The organism is Sungkyunkwania multivorans (genome assembly GCF_042675645.1).
GTDB classification, from domain to species: Bacteria; Bacteroidota; Bacteroidia; order Flavobacteriales; family Flavobacteriaceae; genus Sungkyunkwania; species Sungkyunkwania multivorans.
The window spans coordinates 361961-379084 of sequence record NZ_JBHTJH010000017.1; the positions used below are offsets into that span (position 1 = coordinate 361961).

The 17124-nt window shown below is 42.2% G+C and carries 17 protein-coding genes; all 17 read right to left on the reverse strand.

Translation table 11 applies throughout. The features are described from left to right. Positions 1-171: 171 nt before the first annotated feature. The 17 genes from ACFQ1M_RS13080 to ACFQ1M_RS13160 all read right to left on the reverse strand — a co-directional run bounded on the left by ACFQ1M_RS13080 (position 172) and on the right by ACFQ1M_RS13160 (position 17121). Complete coding sequence (locus ACFQ1M_RS13080) at positions 172-1146, reverse strand: Gfo/Idh/MocA family protein (protein WP_386408913.1); 975 nt, start codon at positions 1144-1146, stop codon at positions 172-174. A gap of 22 nt (positions 1147-1168) precedes the next feature. After that, positions 1169-1750 carry an acyltransferase gene (locus ACFQ1M_RS13085; RefSeq protein ID WP_386408915.1) on the reverse strand — a complete coding sequence of 194 codons (582 nt, stop codon included), beginning with the start codon at positions 1748-1750 and terminating at the stop codon, positions 1169-1171. 110 nt (positions 1751-1860) lie between these two features. Next, positions 1861-2901 (reverse strand): pseudaminic acid synthase, encoded by a 1041-nt coding sequence (gene pseI / locus ACFQ1M_RS13090; RefSeq protein ID WP_386408917.1) that lies wholly within the window; start codon positions 2899-2901, stop codon positions 1861-1863. After that, on the reverse strand, positions 2885-3763 hold the full coding sequence (locus ACFQ1M_RS13095; protein WP_386408919.1) for a methionyl-tRNA formyltransferase: 879 nt from the start codon (positions 3761-3763) through the stop codon (positions 2885-2887). The genes pseI and ACFQ1M_RS13095 overlap by 17 nt, the downstream gene beginning before the upstream one ends. Beyond that, entirely contained in the window at positions 3751-4770 is a 1020-nt protein-coding gene (pseG, locus tag ACFQ1M_RS13100; protein ID WP_386408921.1) for a UDP-2,4-diacetamido-2,4,6-trideoxy-beta-L-altropyranose hydrolase, read from the reverse strand. The genes ACFQ1M_RS13095 and pseG overlap by 13 nt, the downstream gene beginning before the upstream one ends. Continuing rightward, positions 4767-5459, reverse strand: coding sequence for a pseudaminic acid cytidylyltransferase (pseF, locus tag ACFQ1M_RS13105; protein WP_386408923.1), 693 nt, complete (start codon positions 5457-5459; stop codon positions 4767-4769). Before pseF ends, pseG begins: the two co-directional genes overlap by 4 nt. Then, on the reverse strand, positions 5452-6624 hold the full coding sequence (gene pseC, locus ACFQ1M_RS13110) for a UDP-4-amino-4,6-dideoxy-N-acetyl-beta-L-altrosamine transaminase (protein ID WP_386408925.1): 1173 nt from the start codon (positions 6622-6624) through the stop codon (positions 5452-5454). The genes pseF and pseC overlap by 8 nt, the downstream gene beginning before the upstream one ends. Then, positions 6621-7643, reverse strand: a complete 1023-nt coding sequence (pseB, locus tag ACFQ1M_RS13115; protein ID WP_386408927.1) for a UDP-N-acetylglucosamine 4,6-dehydratase (inverting) — start codon at positions 7641-7643, stop codon at positions 6621-6623. Before pseB ends, pseC begins: the two co-directional genes overlap by 4 nt. Before the next feature lie 278 nt (positions 7644-7921). Next, positions 7922-9178 carry a sulfate adenylyltransferase subunit CysN gene (cysN, locus tag ACFQ1M_RS13120; RefSeq protein WP_386408929.1) on the reverse strand — a complete coding sequence of 419 codons (1257 nt, stop codon included), beginning with the start codon at positions 9176-9178 and terminating at the stop codon, positions 7922-7924. A 143-nt stretch (positions 9179-9321) separates the two neighbouring features. Continuing rightward, positions 9322-10227, reverse strand: a complete 906-nt coding sequence (cysD, locus tag ACFQ1M_RS13125) for a sulfate adenylyltransferase subunit CysD (protein ID WP_386408931.1) — start codon at positions 10225-10227, stop codon at positions 9322-9324. A gap of 226 nt (positions 10228-10453) precedes the next feature. After that, positions 10454-11308: a dTDP-4-dehydrorhamnose reductase gene (rfbD, locus tag ACFQ1M_RS13130; protein WP_386408933.1), complete on the reverse strand. Its 855-nt coding sequence runs from the start codon at positions 11306-11308 to the stop codon at positions 10454-10456. Beyond that, positions 11305-11850 carry a dTDP-4-dehydrorhamnose 3,5-epimerase gene (rfbC, locus tag ACFQ1M_RS13135; RefSeq protein WP_386408935.1) on the reverse strand — a complete coding sequence of 182 codons (546 nt, stop codon included), beginning with the start codon at positions 11848-11850 and terminating at the stop codon, positions 11305-11307. The genes rfbD and rfbC overlap by 4 nt, the downstream gene beginning before the upstream one ends. Continuing rightward, entirely contained in the window at positions 11850-12710 is an 861-nt protein-coding gene (gene rfbA, locus ACFQ1M_RS13140) for a glucose-1-phosphate thymidylyltransferase RfbA (RefSeq protein WP_386408937.1), read from the reverse strand. Before rfbA ends, rfbC begins: the two co-directional genes overlap by 1 nt. A gap of 26 nt (positions 12711-12736) precedes the next feature. Continuing rightward, positions 12737-13750, reverse strand: a complete 1014-nt coding sequence (gene rfbB, locus ACFQ1M_RS13145; RefSeq protein ID WP_386408939.1) for a dTDP-glucose 4,6-dehydratase — start codon at positions 13748-13750, stop codon at positions 12737-12739. Next, on the reverse strand, positions 13740-14750 hold the full coding sequence (locus ACFQ1M_RS13150; protein ID WP_386408941.1) for an SDR family oxidoreductase: 1011 nt from the start codon (positions 14748-14750) through the stop codon (positions 13740-13742). Before ACFQ1M_RS13150 ends, rfbB begins: the two co-directional genes overlap by 11 nt. After that, entirely contained in the window at positions 14747-16015 is a 1269-nt protein-coding gene (locus tag ACFQ1M_RS13155; protein ID WP_386408943.1) for a nucleotide sugar dehydrogenase, read from the reverse strand. Before ACFQ1M_RS13155 ends, ACFQ1M_RS13150 begins: the two co-directional genes overlap by 4 nt. Before the next feature lie 14 nt (positions 16016-16029). Continuing rightward, entirely contained in the window at positions 16030-17121 is a 1092-nt protein-coding gene (locus ACFQ1M_RS13160) for a hypothetical protein (RefSeq protein ID WP_386408945.1), read from the reverse strand. Positions 17122-17124 lie beyond the last annotated feature (3 nt).

The window sequence follows — 17124 nt, forward strand, 5'->3', positions numbered from 1 at the left end:
CCGGAGCAACATTGAGTTTCAGATGCCATTTTCATTATGAGCACAAATATACTTAAACCAAACAAAGCTGCGTTGTACATTGAGGTTCTTATATCGCAGCCAGAATAAGAAGTTTGCGTCGTTACCTCACCGCGTTTCTCATTCTGTTTCGCACTTTTAGAAAAATATGCTTTAGGATTTTTTACGGAAAGGATGCTTGGACAGTTTCTTTCTTGCAAAGGGATGGTAATCTCCCTTCAGTCCTCTTGGTTGCGCATGCCGGATGTCATGTACCACCTCGATAGCGGTCCTGGCATCTTTAATTCCATAACCTTCACCAGCTAAAATTCTTCTATACGATTCGTTATGGAGCTCCGTAAATCCTCCACTAAACTCCAATTCCTCTCCTTCTATAAGAATAGAGCGATAGGTGCGTTGTCCTTTTTCTTTAATGTGGTCTGGCAGCAACTCATAATTGATGGAAAGAAACCAACGAACGCGTGCCTTTTCAAACACCAAATAGCCAGCTGCCCTGTCATGGGTGTGGAGATGAACAACATTTTCCTTCACAGTGCCAAAGATCCATGCAAGCATATCATAGAAATGCACTCCGATATTGGTCGCGATGCCACCTGATTTCGCAATATCTCCCTTCCAAGAGGTATAATACCAGTGTCCCCTTGATGTTAAATAGGTAAGGTCGATATCATATATTTTATCTTCTGGACCCTCGTCGATCTTCTTCTTTAGCGCGATGATCGTTGGATGCACCCTTAATTGTAAAATGTTGAAAATTCTTTTCCCTGATTCTTTCTCCAAGGCTTCCAAGGCATCAATATTCCATGGATTAAGCACTAAGGGTTTTTCACAGATAGCGTGCGCTCCTCTTCGCAATCCCAGACGTATGTGTGAATCATGTAAATAGTTGGGCGTGCATATACTCAAATAATCCAAATTTACATTTTTCTCATACCTGAGTTTTTCCAAGTGGCGATCGAAGCGCTCGTACTCTACAAAAAAATCGGCATTGGGAAAATAGCTATCCATGATGCCAACACTATCAAATTTATCGAGCGCGGCTATCAGGTTGTTACCAGTCTCCTTGATTGCCATCAAGTGACGAGGCGCTATGTATCCTGCTACACCAATTAGTGCGAAATTCTTCATTCTTAAAATTTAATAGTACTTGCTAGCTTATTCTTGTAACACTGTTGTTTTCTAGCTTATATTCTTGTCCGCTTTCAGGACATTTTGCCATTCCTTCTTTATTAAAATTCAATCGATGCCCGTACTCGCCAACCCATCCTATCTGTATGGCGGGGTTGCCAACGATCAAGGCGTAGGCAGGTACTTCTTTAGTGACGACCGCTCCAGCACCTACAAAGGCGTACTCACCAATATCATTGCCACAGACAATGGTAGCATTAGCGCCAATGGAGGCGCCCTTCTTTACTTTGGTCTTGGTATATTGCCCCCTTCTGTTGATAGCACTTCTGGGGTTGATCACATTGGTAAAGACCATGGATGGTCCAAGAAACACATCGTCCTCGCAAGTAACTCCGGTGTACACGGAGACATTGTTCTGAATCTTCACATTGTTTCCCAAAACCACTTCAGGAGCAATGACCACATTTTGTCCAATATTGCATTTCTTGCCGATGACACAATCGGGCATGATATGAGAGAAATGCCAGATCTTAGTGCCACTTCCTATAGTGCTTCCCTTATCTATTACTGCTGTTTCGTGTGCGAAAAAATCTGATTCTGGCATGTTGGTTCAATCATATTAGGGTATCATCATTTTGCTGCAGCCATAAAATTAGGCATTTCAGCATCATTTCAACTGCTCTTGAAATTTATACCGAATTAATGATCCTTTTTTCAAGAAAACATCGATTCTTCAAGGGGCGTTCCCCTGTCAAAATCTTGATCGAATCGCTTTCCCATTATTTCATCATAATGCTTCGGATGCATACCATAACCTGGGCGGATCGATCTCACATTTTTATTCGTCAACGTTTCTCCTTTTTTAACATCTTCAACGATAAAAAGGGATCTTGCGAATTTTCGATTCTTTTCTACTCTTTCCGATAACTCATAAGAAGCCCTTCCGAGTAGTTTCTCTGTATCTCGAATCGCATGGACCATCGCAGTAAAGTCTTTCTCATCCAGCGAAAAATCCGCGTCTGGCCCTCCGACCGATCTATCCAAAATGAAATGCTTCTCTATCACCTTGGCGCCAAGCGTGGTGGCGATGGCAGGAGCAAGATATCCATAGGTATGGTCAGAAAAACCTATCTCAACATTAAATCTGGACTTCATGTCTTCAATCGTTCGAAGATTGGCCAACTCCAAAGGAGCGGGATAGGCCGAAGTACATTTTAGAATTATTATTTCTTCATTCCCCGCTTTTTTACAGGTAGATATGGCCAATGCAATGTCCTCTTCAGAAGCGATTCCTGTGGACATGATGATAGGTTTTCCTTTGGAAGCGGCATATGATATCAACGGGATGTCCTGAATTTCGAAAGAGGCGATCTTATATGCAGGAACATCCAGGTCTTCCAAGAAATCGACCGCAGTATCATCGAAGGGAGAAGAAAAACAGATGAGTCCTTCTTCTTTGGCCGTATCAAAAAGTGTCTGATGCCACTCCCAAGGCGTATAGGCTTCGGCATACAACTCATAAAGTGTCTTACCATCCCAAAGCGTGCCTTCTTCTATCTTGAAATGTTGATTGTCGCAATCGATCGTCAAGGTGTCTGGAGTATATGTCTGCAATTTTATGGCGTCCGCACCCGCCCTTTTCGCAGCTCTTATCGTTTCAATGGCGATCTCCAAGTTTCCATTGTGGTTGGCAGAAAGTTCTGCAATGATAAAACACGGATGATCTCCTCCTACCTCTTTATGGCCTATTTTCATTTTGAAAGATTTTCTCTTTTTCAAAAATACAATTTTCCGTGCGCACAAGATCGAGCGATAAAGCTCCATTGGGTGTTTTTACAACCGGTTGGGGATGTGTTGAAAGCAATTTTCCATTGGGGTCTTTGAAATGGAACCCGTCTTCAGAAAAAGAGACGCTATCGATGATGATCTTTTTGCCTTCATAGTAGGTGTAGGCTCCAGGATAAGGAAAAGCCATCGCCCTTACCCAATTGTATATTCTTTCTCTGGACCAATTCCAATCGATCAGTCCATCCTCGGGCACTCGTTTGCCAAAATAGGTCGCTTTGGATTTATCTTGTGGGGTTTTGGATAGGTCATGTATGGACGCTACAATGATATCATTGACCAATTCGGGATAGTGAGTGGCAAATTTGTCCAAGATGGTCGCGCCAGTGTCTGCTGCTTCAATCGGTATTCTTATTTGCTTTAAAATATCTCCTGTATCACAACCTTCTTCAATCACATGAGCGGTAATGCCTGTCTCCTTTTCGTTGTTGATGATCGCCCACACGTGAGGTGTCCTTCCCCGGTATCGCGGCAATAAAGAACCATGAACGTTAAAACAGAGTTTTTTTGGATGCTCGATAATGTCTTTTTCGATCAAAAAGAGATAGTTGACCGAGGCGATGACATCGACTTCTAGTTGCTTGATAAAGCTATATCCTTCTCCGTTTCTGGGATTTCCAACAAAGATTGGAATGCCATTTTCCTTACAAAATGTAATGATCTCTTCGGACCGGCCATCGGTAAGCACAAATTTTACTAGGTGCTTCCCATATATGGACCGAAGGGTGGTAAGACCCAATTTTCCGCTGCATAAGACTCCTACGGTTGGCATAATGATTCGATTATTTTCAAATGTCGTTTCTTTATGTTAATATCGAACAATTGATGTTGGGCTGTTAACATCTCTTCAAAATCATCTTGCTCAAAAAATGCTCTCAAGTAAGACTTGAAAGTAGCACTCGTAAAACCTTTGAGATCCCCCATGGGATAGATGGCTTTATTGTTTTTAAAACCGTTGTATATCAGTTCTTGGTTGTCAATAAAAAACCCGCTCAATACCGGGACCTGAATACAGCAGAGCTCATATAAGACCGTGCTTGCTGGTGCTATCGCAATATTACAATTAGAAATAAGGTCGACGAATTGTGTTTCGTTCAGGTTCTTGTGCAAGAATACATGATCTTGATGGTTGTTTGCAAGTCCTTCTAAAGAGTCGTGCCTATTTGCCGCACCTTGAACGATATGGATCTCTTTGATCACAGCAAACGTAATTAAGGCCTCAGCCGCTTTAGTGCTAAAATCATAGGTGTCCGCTCCTCCAAAACAAATAAACGCCTTGTCAAAGGAAGTGATATTTCGCTTTCTTTTGGTTGCCTCTAAAAAAGAAGGCCGTAATATAGCGTAGTCCGTACCGAGATAGTAGTTGGTATATCGTTCTCCTTTAAAATTGGAGGTCGTTAAAAGCGGAGAATGATTGATGACTGCGTCGGCGTACATATATTCTGAAGTCAGGTCATCGACATAGATCATTTTGTATCCGGCATTCTTGATCTCTTTTTGATACGACGTATCGAACTGATAGCCATCTGCAAACAAAACATGCTCGGAAGGTGAAAATTTGGATGCCAACCATGCTGGCTCCTCCTTTATGTTAATCTCTTTGGGTATGATCGATCGATGATAAGCTTCTGGAATTATTTCGATATTGGACATTTCTCTCGTGAGGAAGATGTAGTCATAGGTGTCCTTGATCATCTCGATGATGGCAAAAAGTCGATACATATGCCCTAGGCCAGTATTGGCATTTCCATCGGCTCTAAATATGATCTTCTTGTTCATCGATCAGAATGCATCATTTTATATTTCAACTCGGCTAGCTTCCAATCCTCTTTTGTGTCAATATCCTGTGCCTCCAAAGCAGAGATGACAATAGCGCCCGAATTCTTCATGAAGAGCTTCTTTTCTTTCATAAAGCGTTCATTATTGATCCAATAAAACTGTCCAGCGTCGTGATATCTAGAGGGAAGGTCTTGCGATCTCGTATTCAGATACTCTTCCCATACCATCGAAACATTACTTCCTTCGATTTTCAAACTTCGCTGAATGGGATATGAGAATTCGATCACAGGGAACACAGCGTCTAATTTTTGAGTTGCCAATTTATCATAGGAGACCAATAATTTTTCTTTAGAAACGAAGGGTGCAGTAGGCAGAATACAACAGCAGCTGTCAAATTCCTTTCCCTTTTTCTTATATGCATCGAGAACTTCTTCTATGACATCTGACAAGGTCGCATGGTCGTCTGCATTGGTCTCGCTTCTAAAGAAGGGAACTACCGCACCATACGATTTAGAGATCTCCACAATTTCAGGATCATCGGTAGAGACCATAACCTCATCGAAAAGATTCGATGCTAAAGCAGCTTCTATAGAATAGGCAATAATGGGTTTTCCTAAGAAATCCTTGATGTTCTTGCGTAGAATTCGTTTGCTTCCACCTCTAGCTGGTATCATTGCTAGCCTAGCCATTGATAAATTCTTTAACGCAAGAAATGACATGCTCTTGCTCCTGTTGGGTAAGTGTAGGATACATCGGCAGGCTTAGACAGTGACGATAATACTTTTCAGCATTTGGGCAAAGCCCAGGTTCATATCCGATCCTTTTATAATAGGGTAGCAAATAAACAGGGATGTAATGCACCTGAGAAAAGATGTGATGGGCTCTTAAAAAATCATACAGTCCTTTTCTGTCTTCGACCTCAATGACAAATAGGTGGTGCGCGTTAAAGGCTTGGTCCTTCCTTTTCTGACACCTTATGCCTTTATCACCAGCGAACGCCTCATAGTAGCGGTTCGCTATTTCTTGTCTCCTTGTGATTCCTTGATCTGCTCTTTTTAACTGGCTGTTTCCGAGTGCGGCCTGAAAGTCGGTGATCCTATAATTATAACCGAGTTCTTTCATTTCGTAGTACCACGAACCTTGTTCCTCGGGAAATGGGATGTCATAGTGCAGCTCCTCTTTTGTGATGCCATGAGTTCTAAGAATCAAAAGCTTCTGATAGATCTCTTCGCTATTGGTAGTGATCATCCCTCCTTCACCGGCAGCGATGTGTTTTACAGGATGGAAAGAAAATATCGCCGCGTCCATATAATCATTTCCTCCGCAATATTGTTTGATATTGTTGGAATCCACAAAATAACCTCCAGGGGCATGACAGGAGTCTTCCAATATCCAAAGGTCGTGTTGATCGGCCATTATCCTCAATGCTTCAAGATCTACAGGATATCCGGCAAAATCTACAGGAACGATTCCTTTAAAATATCCTTTAGGATGTGCATCCAGCAATGCTTTAACACTCTCCAGCGAGATTGTATAGGTTTCTGGGTCGATATCCGCGTAGTAGAGTTCTCCTTGGCAATATCGAACGCAATTTGAAGAAGCAGCAAAGGTGATCGGAGTCGTAATTACACGATCGCCAGGTTGCAATCCCAGCGCCATGACCGATAGATGCAAAGCCGCAGTCCCGTTAGATACGGCCACTGCATATTTAGATCCTACATAGTCTGCAAAATTCTCCTCGAATTCTTTGATCCTAGGTCCTTGGGTAAGGAAGTCTGCTTGCAAGGCTTCTACTACCGTGTCTATATCTTCCTGCGTAATATGTTGTCTCCCATAGGGTATCGCGTCCATCATACTTCAAAATTAGCATCTACATGTTCTTTGATCAAGCTACGCAAGCTCTCTACCGTTTCCCAATCGGTATTATCGCCTGAATTATAGCTAAATCCTTCCGGCGCTTTCGTAGCGTTGAATGCTGCGACATATTTCTCCACATCGAAAACCGGCTGTGTTGGTAAGATCGCATAGTATTTTCCCAAATCCCAGGTATTGAAGGAATCCGAGACAGTGATCATCTCTTCGTGAAGTTTCTCGCCTGGCCTGATTCCTACGATCTCCTGTTTGGCTTCTGGAGCAATTGCCATGGCAACATCGGTGATCTTGTACGAGGGGATCTTTGGTACAAAGATCTCGCCTCCCCATGCATTTGCAATGGCGTTGAATACCATTTCTACCCCGTCTTCAAGGCTTATGTTAAAGCGGGTCATACGAGTATCTGTTATCGGGAGCACTCCTTCTTCTTTCTTTTTCAAAAAGAATGGCATCACCGAACCATTCGATCCCATGACATTACCATATCTCACTACGGAGAAACGTATTTCTCTTTTTCCTTTGATGTTGTTGGCCGCCACAAATAGCTTGTCTGAAGCCAACTTGGTGGCGCCATATAAGTTGATAGGAGCGGCTGCTTTATCTGTTGAGAGCGCCACTACCGATTTCACGTTTGATGCCAAGGCCGCATCGATGACATTCTCTGCGCCCAGAATATTGGTCTTCACACATTCCATCGGATTGTATTCGGCAATGTGAACATGCTTCATAGCAGCAGCATGGATAACGATATCTATTCCCTCAAAAGCCCTAAAAAGTCGTTTTCTATCCCTAACATCGCCCACAAAGAATCGAATCGCCGGGAATTCGGATGCAGGATACTCTTGAGACATCTGAAAATGCTTCTGTTCGTCTCTAGAGTAAATGACCAATCTTTTCACTTGGGGAAATCGCTCAAAGATCAATTTGGTGAACATCTTTCCAAACGAACCTGTTCCTCCTGTGATCAAAATTGATTTTCCGTTTAAATCTAACACTCCCATCGATTCCTTTTATTTGAACTTTTCACCTCTTGAAAAGTCCCATTCATTAATTTTTGCCAAAGATATCAACTCTTTACGTCCAACCAAAAACAAAATGGACATCCTTTTTTAAACTTGTATCAGAGATTACAAGATACTGTTTAGCTCGCAATTTTTTTTAAATATCAAGACAAAAGTAACCGAATACCACCTCTGGGAAACGTGTTTGATCTGGGACATAAAAAAACGACCCTTTGTTTTAGAAAGGATCGCTTGTTCAAATTATATCGAGTGATGTTCTATAACAGCATTCCCGCCGCTACCGTTTCGTTGGTGGTATCATCGATCAAAATCACACTTCCAGTATTTCGATTTTCACCATACGCATCACACATCAAAGGTTTGGTGGTCTTGATCGTAGCTCTTGCAATATCATTCATAGCAAGCTGCTTGTCAATGCCATCTTCTTCTAGTGTATTGATATTTACCTTGTAGATTATTTCCTTTATCATCGCTGTTTGCTCGTTGGACGTATGGCAAATGGTATACTTGGCTCTTGGTCTTGCTGGTTGATCATGCAACCAACACAACATAAGATCGATCTCTTGCTTCGCGCTGGGAGTATCATCACTTTTAACGATCATATCACCACGACTTAGGTCGATATCGTCCTCTAAAGTTAGGCATACCGACTGTGGTGCGAATGCTTGATTGAAACTTCGATCCAGCGTATCGATACTTTTCACTTTGCTAGATAAACCAGACGGCAAAAGTGTGACCTGGTCTCCTACTTTGATACTTCCGCTTGCAATCCTTCCTGCGTAGCCTCGATAGTCTCTAAATGATGCCGTCTGCGGTCGTATTACGGTCTGAACTGGAAATCTAAAATTTTCATTGTTCAAGTCGTCGTCAATTTTTAAGGTTTCTAAGGTAGATAGCAGTGTCTCTCCTTCATACCACGGCATATTTTCTGAAACATTGACGACATTGTCTCCTAGAAGCGCACTTATTGGAATGAAGTTCACATCCTTAGTGTTTAGTGTCTTCACAAAGGATAAAAAATCTGCTTTGATGCTATTGAAGACCGCTTTGTCAAACTCGATCAGGTCCATTTTGTTCACACAAACGATGAGATGAGGGATTTGCAACAAAGAGGCGATATAGGCATGTCGTTTGGTCTGTTCGATCACGCCGTTTCGGGCATCGATAAGTATCAACGCAGCATTGGCTGTTGATGCTCCGGTGACCATATTCCGGGTATATTGAATGTGGCCCGGCGTATCGGCAATGATAAACTTGCGTTTGGGGGTGGTAAAGTAACGATATGCAACATCGATGGTAATTCCTTGTTCGCGCTCGTCTCTAAGACCATCTGTAAATAGGGCCAGATCCACCCCATCGTGTCCTTTTTTGGCACTGGTCTTCTCTATGGCGTCTAACTGATCCTCGAAAATGGATTTGCTATCGTAAAGCAGGCGGCCAATAAGTGTGCTCTTTCCATCATCCACACTTCCGGCTGTTGTAAATCTTAATATTTGGCTATTATCTAGTGACATACTTTTTCAATTTAAGGAGAAAATAATTTCAGAATCAAATTCTGGTTTTTGCGTATTGTTTTTGAAATATTTGGATTCCTGCCTTGCCTCCGCTAAAGCTTCTCCAACATACGGACACAGGAATGACGATAATGGTTGAACCTTTAGAAATATCCTTGACGTTTGCGGTCTTCCATGGCCGTTTCTGAGCGTTTGTCATCTGCTCTATTTCCCCTTTCTGTATTGCGCATGGCAGCGACTTCGATGACGATCTTGTCCAACGTATCTGCCTCCGATTCTATACCGCCGGTAATGGTTATATCTCCCAATGTTCTAAACCGTACTTTCTTTTTCACCACCTTATCGCGCTCGTCTTTGATCAAGAACTCAGAATTGGGTATCCAGCTGTTATTTCGCCAGATCACCTCGCGTTCGTGAGCAAAATAGAGTGAAGGGATCGCAATGTCCTCTCTGGCGATATAATTCCAAACGTCCATCTCGGTCCAGTTACTTATTGGGAAGGCACGAAAGTGCTCTCCTTCAAAATGTCTCCCATTAAAAAGGTTCCATAGCTCCGGACGCTGGTTTTTAGGGTCCCATTGCCCAAAGTCGTCGCGATGACTAAAGAAACGCTCCTTGGCTCGTGCCTTTTCCTCATCTCTTCGTCCACCACCAATAGCACAATCGATCTTGTTCTGTTCAATGGCATCTAACAGGGTCGTAATTTGAAGCGTGTTCCTTGTTGCGTTCTTCCCTCTTTCTTCGGCTACTCGTCCTTGATCAATGGACTCTTGCACCGAGCCTACGATCAAACGAGCCCCTAGCTCATGAATCAATCGATCTCTAAACAAGATGGTCTCTGGAAAATTATGCCCAGTATCCACATGCATTAAGGCAAAAGGTATTTTAGCAGGAAAGAATGCCTTTCTGGCCAAGTGTGTCACAACAATGGAATCTTTTCCTCCTGAAAACAATATCACCGGATTCTGAAACTGCGCATGGACTTCGCGCAATACATAGATCGCTTCCGATTCTAGCTCATCCAAATAATTGAAGTTGTTCTTGCTCATCACTTCCTAACATTTAACCGTCATGCGGTAATTTTTAATATTCTACAAAGTTAGTAGATTTTATAGATTATTGGTTCTCGCGGTGATTTTTTTTAAAATTTTTATGGGATTATAAAAACACCTGGGATTCCTTTAAGGAAATGATACGGTAGTGGTTATTTCTCTACTCTAACCCATGGCTTTAGCATCTATTCTTCGCTGTAGATACCTGCGATAGAAATGTTATTTAGGACAATAAGGGCAACATTTTGGCAAGGCTTTCAGTCCATTTGGGTATTTTAAACTCAAAGGTGCTTTCAAATTTGGAACTGTCCAATGCCGAATAATTAGAGCGCTTAGCCGCGGTTGGAAACAACTCTGAAGAAATCGGAGAAACCTTCACATCCATCTTTTTTAGTCGAAAGATCTCCACTGCAAAATGATACCACGTGGTTACTCCCTTGTTACAAAAATGAAAGATGCCATAAGAATCAGAACCTGAATTGATCATCTTGGCTATCGCCTTGGCCAAGTCTGGTGCGTAGGTCGGTGAGCCATGTTGGTCGTTCACGACCTTTAGCGATTCGCGTTCCTTTCCAAGCCTCAGCATCGTCTTCACAAAGTTGTGTCCAAACTCACTGTAGAGCCAAGAGGTTCGAATGATAAAATATTTCTCCAAGGTCTCTTTTACGATACGCTCTCCTTCGAGCTTGGTCTTCCCATAAAAGTTGACCGCAGAAACCTTATCTTCTTCTATATATGGCGTGTCTTTGCTTCCATCGAATACATAATCGGTGGAAATATGAATTAAAGTCGAGCCATTATCCTTACAAGCTTCGGCAAGGTTTTTTACGCCGGTCTCATTTATGGCACGTGCCTGTTCTTTTTTGGTCTCGGCAAGATCCACTGCAGTAAACGCCGCACAGTTGATGCAATAATCTGGTCTTATTTCATCAAAAATATTTGTGACATCTTCCTGCTGCGTAATGTCCAATGAGTTGCTATCGAAAAAATGAAGCGCAACATCGGTAAACTCGGACCTTATTTTTTTGATGCTTTGCCCTAATTGTCCTTTGGCCCCAGTGATCAATACCGACTTCATATTTCAATGTCTTTGAAACGGGGAAGTTGTAGGTCCTTTTCGGAAAGTACTGGCCGGCCGTTTAATTGCCAGTCGATGGCCAGCTCTGGGTCATTGTAGATGATGCCCGATTCAGCTTCTTTATGATAGTAATTGTCACATTTGTATTGAACGATCGCTTCCTTTGAAAGCGTATAAAATCCATGAGCAAATCCTTTGGGTACAAATAACTGTTTACGGTTTTCTGAGGTCAATATTTCTGAAAAGTACTGCCCAAAAGTTGGGGAGTTCTTTCTACAATCAACGACAACGTCCAAAACCTTTCCATAGACCGCCCTTACCAACTTTGCCTGTGCATACTCGCCTTTTTGAAAATGAAGTCCGCGCAGCACTCCTTCGGTAGAATAGGATTCATTGTCCTGAACAAAATCGACCTTATATCCTGTCGCCTTCTCAAAGCGATTCTGATGATACGATTCTGAGAACCATCCACGATTATCTTTGAATACTTTCGTCGTTAATACGAAACATCCTTCAAGTTGTGTATGCACGATGTCTAACATTATGAGATCAATTGCAGTAAATAGTTTCCATAGCCGCTTTTTATCAATGGTTGAGCTATTCTCTCAAGCTGCTCAGCATTGATATATCCCATTTGATAGGCAGCTTCTTCAATAGATCCGATCTTAAGTCCCTGCCGCTCCTCGATGACCTGTACAAACTGTGAGGCCTGCATCAGCGAATTGAAAGTTCCTGTATCCAACCATGCTGTCCCTTTATCTAGAACACTAACGCTGAGCGCCCCTCGTTCTAAATACGTTTTGTTAATGTCTGTTATTTCTAATTCTCCTCGTGGGCTCGGCTTGATATTCTTTGCGATCTCCACCACACTATTGTCATAAAAATAGATGCCAGGAACTGCGTAATTTGATTTTGGATCTTGCGGTTTTTCTTCGATTGAAATAGCTTTCATCTCCTTATCAAATTCTACCACCCCATAACGTTCAGGGTCCTGTACGTGATATGCATAAATGATACCCCCATCGGGATCATTATTGCTCTGTAGAAGCTTGTCCAAGCCCGACCCATAGAAAATATTATCTCCAAGGATCAATGCTACCTTGTCATCCTTGATAAAGGTTTCTCCAATGATGAATGCTTCGGCGAGTCCGTTAGGATGTTCTTGCACAGCGTATTGAAAATCGCATCCCAATTGCTTTCCATCACCTAGTAGCTTTTGAAACAGTGATGCATCATGAGGCGTGGTAATGATCAAGATCTCTTTGATGCCAGCCATCATTAAGGTCGCCAGCGGATAATATATCATTGGTTTGTCGTAGATCGGCATCAACTGCTTGCTCACCGCCAAGGTAAGTGGGTGCAAGCGTGTGCCAGAGCCTCCTGCTAAAATGATTCCTTTCATTTTGAAAATATTTGAAGGGCCAGTTCTTATTTACTCAGATACCAAGATACGGTTTTTTCGATTCCAGATTCAAAGTTCTCCGCCGCTTCCCATCCCAATTCGTTCTCGATCTTAGATGCGTCGATCGCATATCTAAAATCATGTCCTGGCCTATCCTTTACAAACGTGATCAGCTCTTTGTAGCTTCCCAAAAGGTGAGGAGGTCGTAATCGGTCCAAGATATCACAAATTGTATTGGCGATATACAAATTATTACGTTCATTTCTACCACCAATATTATAAGTTTCACCACTTGTTCCCTTCTCAAATGCTAGCTGAATTCCTTTACAATGATCTTCGACGTATAGCCAATCTCGCACGTTTTGACCGTCTCCATATATTGGAATGGGCTCATTGGACAATGCTTTTCTAATGATGGTGGGTATTAACTTTTCCTTATGTTGGCGAGGGCCGTAGTTATTGCTACAATTGGTGGTAACCACATTCATTCCGTAGGTATGAAAATAGCTTCTTACCAACATATCTGAAGATGCTTTAGAGGCGCTGTAGGGGCTATTGGGAGCATACGGTGTCTCTTCGGTAAAAAGCCCCGTTTTTCCGAGTGTCCCATAGACCTCGTCTGTAGAAATATGAAGGAAGCGCGCATTTTCATAAGGCGCTTTGACCATATTTGGCCCATCCATCCAATGCATGTATGCGGCATGAAGGAGGTTGAAGGTTCCTACAACATTGGTCTGGACAAAGATGCCAGGGGTTTCGATCGAATTGTCTACATGCGATTCTGCGGCAAAATGAATGACTCCATCAAAATTATATTTTTCGAACAGTGAGTTAAGCAATGCCTTATCACAAATATCCCCTTGAACAAAATGATAGTTGGGTTCATTTTGAATCGATTTAAGGTTGGAAAGGTCTCCTGCATAGGTAAGAAGGTCCAAATTGACGATCGTTGTACTAGAATCGTTCTTTAATTGATGTATGATATAATTCGAACCAATAAACCCAGCACCTCCTGTTATTAATAGTTTTTTATTCTTCATTTTTTACCTCCCTGTTTTCTACGAACCAAGCGACGGTTCGCTTTAGCCCCTCTTCAAAAAAAACTTCCGGACGATAACCTAGCAATTCTTTTGCCTTAGAGATATCAGCCAATGAATGCCTAACATCCCCTTCCCGTTCTGGCCCGTTTTCAAATAGAATACTTTCTATTTTTTGGTCATATGTAGAGAGGTATTCTTTTGTAAGAGCAGCCAACTCATTCAAACTCGTATTCTCTCCACAAGCTACATTGTAAACGGTATTGATGGCTTCTGGATTTTTGGTCATCACCGCAAGTTGATTGATCTGTATCACGTTATCGACATGGGTAAAATCTCTAGAATGTGAGCCATCGCCATTGATGATGGGCGATTCGTGCTTCAGCAATTTGCCGATAAATCTTGGGATAACGGCCGCATAGGCTCCGTCTGGATCTTGTCGTCGCCCAAAAACATTGAAGTAGCGAAGTCCTATGGTTTCTATTCCGTAGACTTTAGAAAACACTTTCGCATACAATTCGTTTACATACTTTGTCACCGCATAAGGTGAAAGAGGGGCACCTATGGTATCCTCAAGCTTGGGCAATCCTGGATGGTCTCCGTACGTTGAAGAACTGGCGGCATATACAAATCGTTTCACCGGCTCATCTTTGGCGGCGACCAACATATTTAAAAAGCCTGTGACATTTGCTTCATTGGAAGTGACCGGATCGTTTATAGATCTCGGAACTGACCCTAAAGCTGCCTGATGCAACACATAGTCGACACCTGCCACTGCCTTCCTACAAGTATCCATGTCGGCAATATCTCCTTCGATCAGATGAAACTTTTCATTATGAACAAATCGTTGAATATTGATTCTTTTTCCTGTGGAGAAATTGTCTAGACAAACAACGGTGTTTTGCTGTTGAAGTAGCCTTTCAATCAGATTAGAACCAATAAATCCAGCACCTCCAGTAACGAGTACTTTAGCATTGGTGATGATTCGTTCGTTATCGATCATAATCGCTCTGTGACTAACTCTTTATTCAGAAAGTTCTTAACATCAAATATCGCCCTTCCATTCGAGGAATGTTCTTTCCAATCGATGGTCTTAAATTGCTTGTGTGCGACAGCCAAAACAATGGCCTTGCTCTTGTCGGATATGGATTTCTTTAATTCTAATTTATATACCTCAAGCACCTCTTCATCACTAGCGTTAGGATCGATAACCTCGACCTCAACACCAAATGTTCTCAGTTCATCGATGACATCTATCACTTTTGAATTTCGAATATCTGGGCAATTTTCCTTAAAGGTGATGCCAAGAACGGAGACCGTGGTCCCTTTGATTGGAATATCGTTTTTCACCATCATTTTTATGACCCGCTGCGCAATGTGCGCACCCATATTGTCGTTGATGCGTCTTCCGGCGAGAATGACCTCGGGATGATATCCAACACTTTCTGCTTTGTGCGTCAAATAGTAAGGGTCTACGCCAATGCAATGTCCACCAACCAGGCCTGGCGTAAATTTTAAAAAGTTCCATTTGGTCCCAGCAGCTGCCAACACTTCGTGGGTGTCGATGCCAAGCTTCTCGAAGATGACCGCCAATTCGTTTACGAAAGCAATGTTTACGTCTCGCTGTGCATTTTCGATCACTTTTGCCGCTTCCGCCACTTTAATCGAAGATGCCTTGTGTGTCCCAGCTTTGATGATCGATGCGTACAGATCGTTCACTATGGTGGCGATCTCTGGTGTGCTCCCTGAGGTCACCTTGACAATGTCGGACACCCTGTGAACCTTGTCGCCAGGATTGATTCTTTCTGGGGAGTAACCGCAAAAGAAATCTTTGTTGTATTCTAGCGTACTTTCACGTTCCAAGATTGGGACACATACCTCTTCGGTGCATCCGGGATAAACGGTTGATTCGAAGATGACAATATTATCTTTGGTTAGAACTTTTGCAACAGCCGAGCAGGCCTTTCTTAACGGTGTCAGATCAGGATTGTTGGCATTGTCTATAGGAGTGGGAACCGTAACGATATAGATGTTTGCTTCCGATATCTCATTAAGTGCTGCTGTGAACGTAAGTGAACTTGCTTTATCAAATTCTTCCACACTGATCTCTCCGGTATTATCTTCTCTTTTGCGTAGTTCCGAAACTCTGGTTTCATTGATGTCAAAACCGATGACCTCAAAACCGTTGGCCGCAAACTCTACAGCCAATGGTAAGCCTACATAACCTAGGCCGATGACTGCTATTTTATGATTTTGGGGTCTTTTCATGCCGCATTGGTATTTTAGATCGTAGGCTCGGTTCTTTTAATATTTTCTTCGTATCGCACCAAAAATCTGTTGAGTGAAAAACTCAACAAGATCATGATAAGTAATCCTTCGGCAATGAGAGGCAACAGGATCATGTTTCTTTTATGGAGCGGGATTCTAGATTCTCCTATTGTTTGGAATCCAGATACCAGCTCAACGATATTTTCTTTTTCAATTCTTTCAGTATTCAGCTCTTTCAATTGATCTCTATACTCTTTCTCCAAATTGAACAGTTGAAGTTCGTTGGTCTTTACAGACTTTTCTGCAAAGGAAATATTGGTCCCAGCGCCTGGAGCAGCATTCGCAGCCCGCTTCGCTTCCGCACTGAGGACATCCAAATAAACAGCTCTTAGGCTATCCAATTTATCAAGTGCTACCTCAACATCCTTTATCTTCTCATCGATGTTGTCCAATTCGACCTGTTGTTTTTTAAGGATGAATGGATTTTTGCCAATGATGTCCAGTAAAGGTCCTTGTATTTGCGAAAAGAGATTTGGGTCTTTAGAGCGAACCCTGATTTCAAATTGACTAGCGCTGTACTTATTCATTTGATCGATATACTGCTCAAATGAAACCAGGCCGATCGTTATAGAATCCGCTTCCTTTATGAAACGATCATAGGCCATTAAATTATCATTCTCCGTTGCGGGTCCTTTCTCTATTTCGAAGCTTTTGAGGTTTGCTGCTTGGGTGGAGTCCAATTTCAATAGATTTTTGAGCCCTTCTACATCACCTTGTTGTACCATACGGTCGAGCGTTTCGACATTAGAAAAAAGCTGAACGGTACTGCTATAATTAGGAGCGACGAATGCCGAGGAGGTAAATATTCTTTCTCTTGTATCTAAATAATATCCAATCGCGGCAAATATGATTCCGACAATCACAAATTTTAGGAAATGCCTTCTAATAACCAATAAAAACCTCAAAAACACATCAAGTATCCATTCAAGCACTTTTCCAATAGCCTTGAAAAGCTTTTCAAAACCGTTTCCAATCATTGCGAAAAGCTGAACGAGGTCTATCTCCTCACTTTGCTTTTGTGGTAGGTTCTTTTGTTGTTCACTCATTAC

Coding starts and splice junctions, on each gene's coding strand:
- ACFQ1M_RS13080 (WP_386408913.1), bottom strand. CDS start 1,146: ATGAAGAATTTCGCACTAATTGGTGTAGCAGGATACATAGCGCCTCGT.
- ACFQ1M_RS13085 (WP_386408915.1), bottom strand. CDS start 1,750: ATGCCAGAATCAGATTTTTTCGCACACGAAACAGCAGTAATAGATAAG.
- pseI (WP_386408917.1), bottom strand. CDS start 2,901: ATGAAAATAGGCCATAAAGAGGTAGGAGGAGATCATCCGTGTTTTATC.
- ACFQ1M_RS13095 (WP_386408919.1), bottom strand. CDS start 3,763: ATGCCAACCGTAGGAGTCTTATGCAGCGGAAAATTGGGTCTTACCACC.
- pseG (WP_386408921.1), bottom strand. CDS start 4,770: ATGAACAAGAAGATCATATTTAGAGCCGATGGAAATGCCAATACTGGC.
- pseF (WP_386408923.1), bottom strand. CDS start 5,459: ATGGCTAGGCTAGCAATGATACCAGCTAGAGGTGGAAGCAAACGAATT.
- pseC (WP_386408925.1), bottom strand. CDS start 6,624: ATGATGGACGCGATACCCTATGGGAGACAACATATTACGCAGGAAGAT.
- pseB (WP_386408927.1), bottom strand. CDS start 7,643: ATGGGAGTGTTAGATTTAAACGGAAAATCAATTTTGATCACAGGAGGA.
- cysN (WP_386408929.1), bottom strand. CDS start 9,178: ATGTCACTAGATAATAGCCAAATATTAAGATTTACAACAGCCGGAAGT.
- cysD (WP_386408931.1), bottom strand. CDS start 10,227: ATGAGCAAGAACAACTTCAATTATTTGGATGAGCTAGAATCGGAAGCG.
- rfbD (WP_386408933.1), bottom strand. CDS start 11,308: ATGAAGTCGGTATTGATCACTGGGGCCAAAGGACAATTAGGGCAAAGC.
- rfbC (WP_386408935.1), bottom strand. CDS start 11,850: ATGTTAGACATCGTGCATACACAACTTGAAGGATGTTTCGTATTAACG.
- rfbA (WP_386408937.1), bottom strand. CDS start 12,710: ATGAAAGGAATCATTTTAGCAGGAGGCTCTGGCACACGCTTGCACCCA.
- rfbB (WP_386408939.1), bottom strand. CDS start 13,750: ATGAAGAATAAAAAACTATTAATAACAGGAGGTGCTGGGTTTATTGGT.
- ACFQ1M_RS13150 (WP_386408941.1), bottom strand. CDS start 14,750: ATGATCGATAACGAACGAATCATCACCAATGCTAAAGTACTCGTTACT.
- ACFQ1M_RS13155 (WP_386408943.1), bottom strand. CDS start 16,015: ATGAAAAGACCCCAAAATCATAAAATAGCAGTCATCGGCCTAGGTTAT.
- ACFQ1M_RS13160 (WP_386408945.1), bottom strand. CDS start 17,121: ATGAGTGAACAACAAAAGAACCTACCACAAAAGCAAAGTGAGGAGATA.